Here is a 10,107-nt window from a genome sequence, read left to right on the forward strand (position 1 = left end):
GCACGGCTGGGACGGAAGTCGCTGTCGTTTTCAAAATCGGTGGAGCTGCATGACAAAGTCATCGGGCATTATCTGAACATAAAACACTATCAATAAGTTGGAGTCATTACCCTTAGACGCCCATCTGACACAGACGGACATCTAAGTATGGAATTACAGGACTGACGAAAAGAACCTCGTAAAAAGTATTCGAATGAATTCAAAATTCGTATGGTTGAACTGGCATCACAACCCGGTGCTTGTGTGGCCCAGATTGCACGAGAAAATGGCGTCAATGATAATGTTATTTTCAAATGGCTCAGACTCTGGCAAAACGAAGGGCGTATATCACGGCGTATTCCGGTGACAACCACTTCTGACGCAGGCGTTGAATTATTACCTGTAGAGATAACGCCTGATGAGCCGAAAGAACCGATGGCTGCTCTTACTCCGTCCTTATCCACTCAGACTACTGTCAGTGCCAGCTCCTGCAAGGTGGAGTTCCGTCACGGTAACATGACGCTGGAAAATCCTTCACCAGAGCTGCTCACTGTATTGATTCGTGAACTGACCGGGAGGGGAAGATGATCTCACTCCCATCAGGTACCCGTATCTGGCTCGTTGCCGGCGTTACCGATATGCGTAAATCCTTCAACGGACTGGGAGAACAGGTACAACATGTGCTGAATGATAATCCCTTCTCCGGTCACCTGTTTATCTTCCGTGGCCGACGGGGTGACACCGTTAAAATTCTTTGGGCTGATGCTGATGGTCTGTGCCTGTTCACCAAACGCCTGGAGGAAGGCCAGTTTATCTGGCCTGTGGTACGTGACGGCAAGGTATCCATTACCCGCTCGCAACTGGCAATGCTCCTCGATAAGCTGGACTGGCGTCAGCCAAAAACATCCCGCCTTAACGCCCTGACAATGTTGTAAAAAACGCCTGGCCGCATTATAAAAACGGCCATGAGTCAGAAATACCTCATTCGCATTGCAGAACTGGAAAGCCAGCTCCGTCAGAAAGACCAGCAACTGAGTCTGGTTGAAGAGACGGAGGCCTTCCTGCGCTCTGCACTGGCACGTGCCGAAGAAAAGATCGAAGAAGATGAACGGGAAATAGAATATCTGCGGGCTCAGGCACGCTGTCGAAAAAATCCAGGCTGGGCGAAGCGTTCAGCTATGTACTGAATCAGTGGGACGCCCTCTGTTATTACAGTGATGACGGTCTGGCGGAGGCGGACAATAACACAGCGGAAAGAGCGCTTCGTGCATTCTGTCTCGGAAAGAAAAATTACGTGTTCTTCGGTAGCGATCACGGCGGCGAGTGTGGTGCACTGCTGTACGGGCTGATCGGCACCTGCCGTCTGAACGGTATCGATCCGGAAGCGTATCTGCGCCATATTCTGAGCGTACTGCCGGAATGGCCCTCCAACCGTGTTGACGAACTCCTGCCATGGAACGTAGTTCTCACCAATAAATAAGCGTCAATACGGTGCTCCGTTGACGCTTACGTATTAGTCAATACAAGCGGGCATTTGTGAATATTAATACGTTCTTAGTAAATAATTAATTTGCTTATGCACCAGAGCGACACGCTTCACCATCCGAGGAGCGACCCAGACGATACTGCTTCCGGCCACCACGCCTAAAATTTCTGGTAACTGGTGATAATCAAGGACACGTGCCACTGCGCGGCCATATCCAGCAACGGTATGGATAAGGATAAATTCTCTATTGTGCTCAACGCTCACCACCATTTCGGACACAGTGCGCGCGGCATCAGGAGCCGGACGCAACTGTGGATTCAGCGAATAGACTTTTAGCCCTTTGGCATTTCGAATTTTTATGACACCTAACAAATTGAGCAGACGAGAAACGGTGGACTGGCTGATTGTCTCAAAACCACGCTCCTGTAAGTCGCGGCGAAGCTCCTCTTGGGAAAAATAGCTCTTTTCTGCAATCAGACGTTGGCAGACCGTTAGCTGTAGTTGCTCTTTGGGAGAGAAATCTTCGTAATCCATCATAATCCTATATTCAGTTCTCGAAATAACCGGTGACACCACACCATTCCGTAGACCGGATAGGGGCAGCGCCATCCGGCAAATTACAACAATGCCCCCAGACTTAATGCCACCATAATTACCACTGTTAATATCCCAAGCAGCGGCGCAACCCATTTCAGATATCGCACGTAAGGCACGTGGGCGATAGCCAGTCCGCCCATCACAACGGCAGAGGTGGGAGTGATCAGGTTAACGATACCGGACGCAGACTGGTAAGCCGTAACTACCAGGTCGCGGTTGACGTTAGCGAAGTCGGCAAGAGGTGCCATGATCGGCATCGTCAGAACGGCCAGACCGGACGAAGAAGGCACAAGAAACGACAGCACCACTTCCAGCCAATACATCACGTTGATGAATGCTACTGTCGATAATCCAGTAACCATTCCCTCGGCGTAGTGCAAAATAGTATGGGTAATCATACCTTTATCCATGATCACTACGATACCGCGCGCGATACCGATAATCAGTGCAACGCCCAGCAAATCTCGCGCGCCGTTGATAAAGGTAGAGGTCAGTTCCTCTTCGCTCATGCGGGCGATCAGACCGATGATAATTGCGCTGGCCAGAAATACCGTTGAGATCTCCGCCATCCACCAACCCAGCACCGCCACGCCGTAGATCATGACCGCGAAGGTAAGGGCGAAAATCACCAGAATAATTTTGCGTACCGGGGTGAACTCCAGAGCCTGTTCGCTTTTATTGCCGAGGAAGTGGGCGAGGTTCTCCTCTTGTTTATCCGCAATAATGGAGAGAGACGGCTCCTTGCGAACTTTCCGGGCATAGCGCATCACCCATGTCACGCAGATTATCCAGCCGATGACAAGCACCACCACACGCAAGGTGATACCGTTGGTGAAGGGGATCCCGGCTGCATTGGCGGCGATCACCGTCGCGAAAGGGTTAATGGTGGAGCCGAGCGTGCCGATCCCGGCGCCGAGCAGCACGGTGGAGGCGGCTACCACAGGGTCGAAGCGTGCTGCCAACATCACCGGCACCAGCAGGGTATAAAACGGCAGGGATTCTTCGGCCATGCCGTAAATTGTACCGCCAGCAGCAAACAGCGCCATAAGGATCGGGATCATCCACTCTTCGCGACCACGTAGTCGGGTGGTGACGCGCTCGATTCCGGCGTCAATGGCCCCGGTTTTGGTGACGATCCCGAGGAATCCTCCGATGATCAGAATAAACAGCGCAACGTCTATCGCCCTAGCCTGACCGGAGTCTGGATCATACAACCCGGCAATTGGGGCCATCAGCACTGAAATCAGTCCCTGCGGATTGGCCTCTACGTGTGCATAGGTGCCGGCAACAGGAACCTCCTTGCCGAGAGCTTCGTTCATTGCCATGTGATACTGCCCGGCTGGAATGATCCACGTCAGGACGGCAACGATGGCAATCAGAAAAAAGAGAATGGTATATGCGGAGGGAAATTTGAACTTACCCATGATGTTCTCCTGAGACCCGGTGCCCCCTACGACGCACCGGGTGGTGATTAGTCGCCGAGTGTCGCCACCATGACCGCTTTAATGGTATGCATGCGGTTTTCTGCTTCATCAAAGACGATAGAGTTAGGGGATTCGAAGACCTCTTCCGTCACCTCCAGTCCCTTCAGGCCGTATGCCATCTCAATTTCTCGGCCCACTTTGGTGTGCTCATTGTGGAAGGCTGGCAGGCAGTGCATGAACTTGACGTTCGGGTTGCCGGTGGCGTTCATCACGTCAGCGTTGATTTGATAAGGCTTCATCAGGCTGACGCGTTCGGTCCACGCCTCTTTCGGTTCACCCATTGAGACCCAAACATCGGTGTAGAGGAAATCCGTTCCCCACACGCCTTCTTCCACGTCATCGGTCAGGGTGATACGTGCGCCCGTCTCTTCCGCGATGGAACGGCACTGTTCAACAAGCACCACATCCGGCCAGAAGGATTTTGGGGCTACAAGACGGATATCCATCCCCATTTTGGCAGCCCCCACCATCAGGGAGTTACCCATGTTGTTGCGTGCGTCGCCAAGGTAGGCAAAGCTCAGTTCCGACAGTTTTTTGCCCGGGGAATGTTCCAGCATGGTCATCAAATCTGCGAGGATTTGGGTTGGGTGAAATTCGTCGGTCAGACCGTTCCACACCGGTACGCCCGCGTATTTGCCCAACTCCTCAACGATGGCCTGACCGTAACCACGGTATTCGATGCCGTCATACATACGGCCCAGCACACGGGCGGTGTCTTTCATTGACTCTTTATGGCCGATTTGCGATCCGCCTGGGCCGAGGTAGGTCACCTGCGCCCCTTGGTCGAACGCAGCCACTTCGAAAGCACAGCGGGTACGGGTGGAGGTTTTTTCAAAAATCAGGGCAATGTTTTTGCCAACCAAGGTCTGTTTTTCTCGTCCGGCTTTTTTGGCCGCTTTCAGTTTGATCGCGAGATCGATCAGGTACTGGATCTCTGCCGGGGTGTAGTCCAGCAGTTTAAGGAAGTTGCGTTTTTTCAAATTGATGGTCATTAGGAAATCCTTTTTAAATTTTAACTGTCTGATGCCCTCACTCTGCCATCTCCCCTTTGAGGAGAGGGTTAGGTGAAGGGGGATTCAGTTACGAATCAATGTGCCTTTATTGCCCGCCAAAATCTCAGCCCCGTCGACCAGAGCGCCGATCCCGGCAATACCGTTGCAAGCTTCAACAAACTTGCAGCAGGCGGCCACTTTCGGCCCCATCGATCCGGTGTCAAACTGCATGCCTCTGAGCAGTTCTGGCGTCACCTGCGCTAGCGGACGCTGGGTCGGTTTGCCCCAATCGAGGTAAACCGCGTCGGCATCAGTGAGAATCAGTAGTGCGTCGGCCCCTATCTGGTATGCCAGCAGGGCAGCAGAGAGGTCTTTGTCGATCACCGCCTCAATTCCGCGATAGCCGTTAGCCTTTTCCACAACTGGTACACCACCGCCGCCGTTGCAGATAACAAGATGGTCGCGCTGGATCAGTGCCGTAATAGCATCGCTCTCGACAATGCGTTTCGGCTGTGGAGATGGCACCACGCGACGGAAGTAGCTGCCGTCGGCCTTAAACCCCCAACCTTTTTCTGCTGCCAGTGTTTTTGCCTGGTCTTCGTTGTACACCGGTCCGATATATTTGGTCGGGTTGCTGAACGCCGGGTCAGTAGCGTCCACTTCCACCTGAGTAAGCAGGACGCTCACCTCACGCTGTGGCAGGCTGTTTTTCAGCGCCTGCTGGAGCATGTAGCCGATCATCCCCTGGCTTTCGGCGCCAAGAACGTCCAGTGGATAAGGGGTCACTTTGTCGTAGGCGCTGTTCTGCAGCGCCAGCAGCCCGATCTGTGGACCGTTGCCGTGAACCAACACCACGCGCCAATTCACCGTGAGCCCGGCGATGGTACGGGCGGCCAACTCAATGTTCTGGCGCTGGATTTCTGCTTCCAGTGGTTCGCCGCGCTTCAATAATGCGTTGCCGCCCAACGCCACAACCAAAGTGGGTTTTCGTTCCATGATGGCTCCTTTAAATTCCGTCGCGTTCAAGCGGACAGCTCATGCAGCGTGCGCCGCCGCGGCCTCGTCCCAATTCGTCCCCCGGGATGGGCAGCACGGTGATGCCGGCTTTGTCGTATTTCTCGTTAGTCCAGACGTTGCGCTCGTAACCAATCACCACACCGGGGCGGATGGTCAGAACGTTATTGGCGTCGTTCCACTGCTCACGTTCGGCTTCAAAGGCGTCGCCGCCGGTGGTGATCAAGCGTACCTGGTCAATACCGAGTGCTTTCTCGATGGCGTGCAACAGGTCGGTTTCCTGGGTCCGTTGTAGGCCATCGCGTCCGTTCGAAGTGAGCGTCCAGCACTGGGCGTCTTTGCGCACCACTTCCGGGTAAACGGAGAAAGTGTCAACGTCGATGTGGGTCATGACGGTGTCAAGGTGCATACAGGAGCGGTGTTTTGGCAGCTCAACGGCGATCACTCGCTCGGCCTGACGATGTTTGAACAGGCTGTTGGCGAGGAACTCCACGCCCTGCGGTGTTGTGCGTTCAGACATGCCGATCAATACCGCCCCACGACCAATCACTAATACGTCGCCACCTTCCAAAGTGGCGTGGTCGTAATAAATATTTTCGTCGCCGAAATACTTAATAAAATCGCCGTCGGCAAATGCCGGGTGCCAGCGATATATTGCCCGGAGGTTATTGGTTTCACGTTGACGGGCTGGTTTGGCCATCGGGTTAATAGAAACACCGTTATAAATCCAGCAGGAGGTATCGCGGGTAAATAAATGATTCGGTAGCGGCTTCATAATAAAGTCATTAGACGTGTGGGTATCCACCACCATATTGTTAATGGCAGCCGGAATTTCACCGTAAGTTAATCCGCCGCTTAATCTTCGCGCCAGTTCACGGTGCGGCATGTCCGCCAGCCAGCTGCGCACATCGCCCGCAAAGGTAGGTCCGAGGCGGTAGTCAGAAATTTGCGTCTCCAGTAACCAAGTTTTCGCTTCTTTAATATCAAGGGTTTGTGTCAGGAGGTCTGTTAACAGCAGGACTTCCACCCCCTGATCGCGCAGCGTATTTGCGAAGATGTCATGCTCTTCACCTGCCCGTTCAACCGAGAGTACATCATCGAAAAGCAGTTCCTGACAATTCGATGGTGTCAAACGTTTCAGACTTAAATTTGGGCGGTGCAGCATAACACTACGCAATTGACCAATTTCAGAACCGACGTAATGTTTTTCCATAATTATTCCTTTAATTTTTTTAGAATAAAAAGGTATGCGCCATGTTGTGTATTTAATTTCATGGCGGCTAACTTCAATTGATTTCGTGGTTCATACTAGGCGGTAAAATAAACATTATTGTGATGAGATTCACACAATAATGGATATTAAGGTATTTGTTTTAATTTGTGTTACTTGCATTAAATAATGATTAATTTCATAATGTCAGCTCATGAATAGATAGTCATTATTTGGGTGGAAATATCTCTATTTGTTATTATTTTGTGGAGTTTGCTGTTTTAAGGTGATTATATATTTATATGATTTTAAAAGTAAAAAAACTGTAGCGTGAATAATTATGAAATAATTGCAATTTAACTTTTTTTGGCTTAATAAAAGGCTGTAAATAGTTATGAAATCATAAAGAAAAATTATTAATGTGATAAAATGTGATATGTTCTCAGGTTTTGTGATTTTATTTTATAATTCTGGTGGTTGTGTTGGCGTTATCACACGCTCGAAATGAAGTTATGCATAACCGCTGCATAATTACCTGTGTATGATTAACAATGATTTAACACCCTTCCCGATAAACATGAGCTCGCTTAGATGTCACAGGAAAAGGGCTAGTATGGCAGCACTGGTTTTCGTATGAAAGAAAGATAAAACATTGCCTTATATCTAAGGCTTCTTGATTATCGGTAACATCCACCATCTCCAGCCATAGCTGGCAGGTGGTGACGTTGGTGCAGTACTGGCGGGAGCTTCGGCTCCGGAACTGGCATACCTGCTGAAATCAACAGAAAAAGACCCGGCAGTAAAGGCCATTGCTCACGCCATTCTGGGCGGTGCAGTAGCAGCAATGCAGAGTAATAATGTTGCTGCTGGTGCAGCAGGCGCAGCAACAGGAGAGCTGGCAGCCAGAGCGATCGGAATGCTGTATCCGGGAGTGAAGCTGTCTGACCTCAGTGAAGAGCAGAAGCAGACGATAAGTACGCTGGCAACCGTGTCAGCAGGGCTGACCGGCGGTCTAACCGGAAACAGCACCGCATCAGCTGCAGTGGGAGCACACAGAGCGGGAAGAATGCTGTTGAGAATAACTACCTGAGCGTGTCTGAAAAGACAGAACTTGAGATAGCAAAACAGACGATTAAAAACAGTAAAGATCCGGCAGAGCGTGAAAAGGCACAGCAGAAATATGATGCATTGCTTGAAAAAGATATTCAGTGATAAGGAGGTTATTGCTGCCTGTAGTAATGGTAATGCGGGTAGTTCAGCGTGTGCCAGCGCAAGACTGAAAGCTATTGCGTCGAAAGAAGGGTACGAAGATGGCCCTTATAACGAGATATCGGTCGGAATGTTGCAGCCAATAAGCGGGTCATATTCCGTCTGGTAGCTAATCAGCCCCAGCTCTGACAGGAACGTCAGGGCACGGGTGGCACGGGTGATGGAGAGTGTTCCGGCAGCAGACTCCGTCGCCAGCCCGCACTCAATGGCCAGCGTGGTGATGGAGCACTGGACACGGTTGGCCAGCGGGTCATAGTGGAAACACAGCCCCTGCAGCAGCGCATCAATAGCCCGTCGACGCAGCACCGGTGGCATGCGCCGACGCAGTCCCTTCGAACGGGCATGCGCCACATGAATAGCGCAATCAAAACGGGAGGTGAAGCCCACCGCCTTTTCCATCAGTTTTTCGCAGAACTTCAGCGTTCCTGCACCTTCACGGGGTGTAAACACCGGATTCGGGTTCTTTACCTGGCGGTAATACGTTTGTTGAAGATCAGTCACACCATCCTACGCTTACAATGCGCAGAAGGAGTGAGCACAGAAAGAAGTCTTGAACTTTTCCGGGCATATAACTATACTCCCCGCATAGCTGAATTGTTGGCTATACGGTTTAAGTGGGCCCCGGTAATCTTCTCTTAGTCGCCAAACCTGGTGAAGATTATCGGGGTTTTTGCTTTTCTGGCTCCTGTAAATCCACATCAGAACCAGTTCCCTGCCACCTTACGGCGTGGCCAGCCACAAAATTCCTTAAAACGATCAGCAATCTAACATCTCATCACTGAAACAGCAAGAAACGCAAATACTCACAAAGATTTTCTGCGCTTAACCTCTGACTCTATCAGCCACTCAAGCATCTGTGCCTGAGTGATCCCGTCTTCATCAGCAAGCTCACTTAACTTTTCTTTCAGTCGAAGCTGAATGACGGCATGAAACGCTTTATGAGTGGCACTCCTTCTTGCAAGAGACGCTTTTTGTCGTTCTCTCGCAGGAACAGGATTACCCCTTCTGTAAGGTCGTTTTTTTCCCGATGAGGAAGTCACTGCATTTTCTGTCTGCGACATCTCGCCTCCTCAATAATCAAACAGAGATCGTTTCGCAGAGGATACTACAGTTTTTTGAAATCAGCGACTTGAAAGTTGTGACGATGATCGGTGTTGGCGCACAAATCATGTCTGATTACAACCGTTTAATGTGATTTTGATAATGAAATGACTGAAAAGCAGGAAATGCCTTAACCAGGATGCCGGCCCCGGGCGGGACCGGCTGTTTCTGGCATGTCGGGTGTCTGCCCCTGAAATACCTCACACTTCCGGAAAGCGGGGACTTCCGTCCCCGCCCGGCAGCTTACTTCCGTGCTTCGTAGGCCAGAGTTACCTGCACCACTGTATTTCCCCTGTGAATATTCAGTTCACATAACCGTTCCCTGAATATCAGTGAAAAACACAACACCGTGGCGCACACGGCGAGCAACCCGATAAGGGCATATTTCGTCATAAACTTTGACCTCCCTGCAAGGAAGAGGCTACAATCAGTAGTGTTAAGGTACTTCATGCAGACCTCACGAGTTAATGGATTAACGAGTGGGGTCTTCGCATTTCTGGTACCTGCGTCTTGCCTGAACCAGAAAGGCTCAGACACCCGCCGCGATAATACCACATTCCCTGTTGCTGACTATTACCTTCATTTCCCGCTTTTTACTACCGAAACTCCAGCCAATAAGTATGCTTTTTATTTATATCAATTTTTAATCCGGTACCGACGTTTCCCTCCAGTTAACTCGCTTTTCGTATGACTCATGGCAATAAAATTTTCTTTACCATATGACAACATCCCAATAATATCAAAATTGTCTTTTAATTTGATGGCATCCTTTTCACTTACAGCGACAATAAGTTGTTTACCAAATTTTCTGGCCATCATTGCAAACTGTGATACTGCTGATCCACCACCTAAATCAGGCCACCCGGTGATGCTGCCAACTTACTGATTTAGTGTATGATGGTGTTTTTGAGGTGCTCCAGTGGCTTCTGTTTCTATCAGCTGTCCCTCCTGTTCAGCTACTGACGGGGTGGTGCG

The 10,107-nt window shown here is 50.5% G+C and carries 13 protein-coding genes and 4 pseudogenes; 7 read left to right on the forward strand and 10 right to left on the reverse strand.

Annotated elements, in window-relative coordinates; genetic code table 11:
* The 5 genes and pseudogenes from ACJHYW_RS24590 to ACJHYW_RS24610 form a co-directional block, all read left to right on the forward strand.
* Positions 1 to 96, forward strand: a 96-nt coding sequence (locus ACJHYW_RS24590) for an IS1 family transposase (RefSeq protein ID WP_000851394.1), incomplete at its 5' end; no start/stop codon positions are given.
* Positions 97 to 204: 108 nt separating this feature from the next.
* Positions 205 to 567 carry a transposase gene (locus ACJHYW_RS24595; RefSeq protein ID WP_059330006.1) on the forward strand — a complete coding sequence of 121 codons (363 nt, stop codon included), beginning with the start codon at positions 205 to 207 and terminating at the stop codon, positions 565 to 567.
* Positions 564 to 914, forward strand: a complete 351-nt coding sequence (gene tnpB / locus ACJHYW_RS24600) for an IS66 family insertion sequence element accessory protein TnpB (protein WP_000624725.1) — start codon at positions 564 to 566, stop codon at positions 912 to 914. Before ACJHYW_RS24595 ends, tnpB begins: the two co-directional genes overlap by 4 nt.
* A 30-nt stretch (positions 915 to 944) precedes the next feature.
* Positions 945 to 1,166, forward strand: a complete 222-nt coding sequence (locus ACJHYW_RS24605) for a hypothetical protein (RefSeq protein WP_000080227.1) — start codon at positions 945 to 947, stop codon at positions 1,164 to 1,166.
* Positions 1,112 to 1,459 (forward strand): annotated as a pseudogene (locus ACJHYW_RS24610) (transposase); the annotation flags it as partial. The gene ACJHYW_RS24605 and the pseudogene ACJHYW_RS24610, both read left to right, overlap by 55 nt.
* 63 nt (positions 1,460 to 1,522) lie before the next feature.
* Here ACJHYW_RS24610 and ACJHYW_RS24615 read toward each other — a convergent pair.
* The 5 genes from ACJHYW_RS24615 to arcA all read right to left on the reverse strand — a co-directional run bounded on the left by ACJHYW_RS24615 (position 1,523) and on the right by arcA (position 6,765).
* Positions 1,523 to 2,002 (reverse strand): arginine repressor, encoded by a 480-nt coding sequence (locus tag ACJHYW_RS24615; RefSeq protein WP_001496175.1) that lies wholly within the window; start codon positions 2,000 to 2,002, stop codon positions 1,523 to 1,525.
* 80 nt (positions 2,003 to 2,082) lie between these two features.
* Entirely contained in the window at positions 2,083 to 3,486 is a 1,404-nt protein-coding gene (locus ACJHYW_RS24620; protein ID WP_000514417.1) for a YfcC family protein, read from the reverse strand.
* 47 nt (positions 3,487 to 3,533) lie between these two features.
* Entirely contained in the window at positions 3,534 to 4,538 is a 1,005-nt protein-coding gene (gene argF, locus ACJHYW_RS24625) for an ornithine carbamoyltransferase (RefSeq protein ID WP_000154545.1), read from the reverse strand.
* An 84-nt stretch (positions 4,539 to 4,622) separates the two neighbouring features.
* Positions 4,623 to 5,534, reverse strand: a complete 912-nt coding sequence (arcC, locus tag ACJHYW_RS24630) for a carbamate kinase (RefSeq protein WP_000440183.1) — start codon at positions 5,532 to 5,534, stop codon at positions 4,623 to 4,625.
* A gap of 10 nt (positions 5,535 to 5,544) precedes the next feature.
* On the reverse strand, positions 5,545 to 6,765 hold the full coding sequence (gene arcA, locus ACJHYW_RS24635) for an arginine deiminase (protein WP_000410951.1): 1,221 nt from the start codon (positions 6,763 to 6,765) through the stop codon (positions 5,545 to 5,547).
* Positions 6,766 to 7,495: 730 nt separating this feature from the next.
* Between arcA and ACJHYW_RS24640 the strand changes: the two are divergent.
* Positions 7,496 to 8,086, forward strand: a pseudogene (locus ACJHYW_RS24640) (VENN motif pre-toxin domain-containing protein); the annotation flags it as partial.
* Here the strand turns inward: ACJHYW_RS24640 and repA are convergent.
* The 5 genes and pseudogenes from repA to ACJHYW_RS24665 form a co-directional block, all read right to left on the reverse strand.
* Positions 8,086 to 8,532, reverse strand: a pseudogene (repA, locus tag ACJHYW_RS24645) (plasmid replication initiator RepA); the annotation flags it as partial. The pseudogenes ACJHYW_RS24640 and repA overlap by 1 nt on opposite strands.
* On the reverse strand, positions 8,525 to 8,599 hold the full coding sequence (gene tap, locus ACJHYW_RS24650) for a RepA leader peptide Tap (protein ID WP_032336874.1): 75 nt from the start codon (positions 8,597 to 8,599) through the stop codon (positions 8,525 to 8,527). The gene tap and the pseudogene repA, both read right to left, overlap by 8 nt.
* Before the next feature lie 235 nt (positions 8,600 to 8,834).
* Entirely contained in the window at positions 8,835 to 9,092 is a 258-nt protein-coding gene (locus tag ACJHYW_RS24655) for a replication regulatory protein RepA (protein WP_000083833.1), read from the reverse strand.
* Positions 9,093 to 9,375: 283 nt separating this feature from the next.
* Positions 9,376 to 9,582 (reverse strand): Hok/Gef family protein, encoded by a 207-nt coding sequence (locus ACJHYW_RS24660; protein WP_015387399.1) that lies wholly within the window; start codon positions 9,580 to 9,582, stop codon positions 9,376 to 9,378.
* 186 nt (positions 9,583 to 9,768) lie between these two features.
* Positions 9,769 to 9,996 (reverse strand): annotated as a pseudogene (locus tag ACJHYW_RS24665) (hypothetical protein); the annotation flags it as partial.
* Positions 9,997 to 10,051: 55 nt separating this feature from the next.
* Here ACJHYW_RS24665 and ACJHYW_RS24670 point away from each other — a divergent pair.
* On the forward strand, positions 10,052 to 10,107 hold a 56-nt coding region (locus ACJHYW_RS24670; protein ID WP_097491765.1), incomplete at its 3' end, for an IS1 family transposase.

It is taken from the genome of Escherichia sp. WS3063 (assembly GCF_046486595.1).
GTDB lineage: Bacteria > Pseudomonadota > Gammaproteobacteria > Enterobacterales > Enterobacteriaceae > Escherichia > Escherichia coli.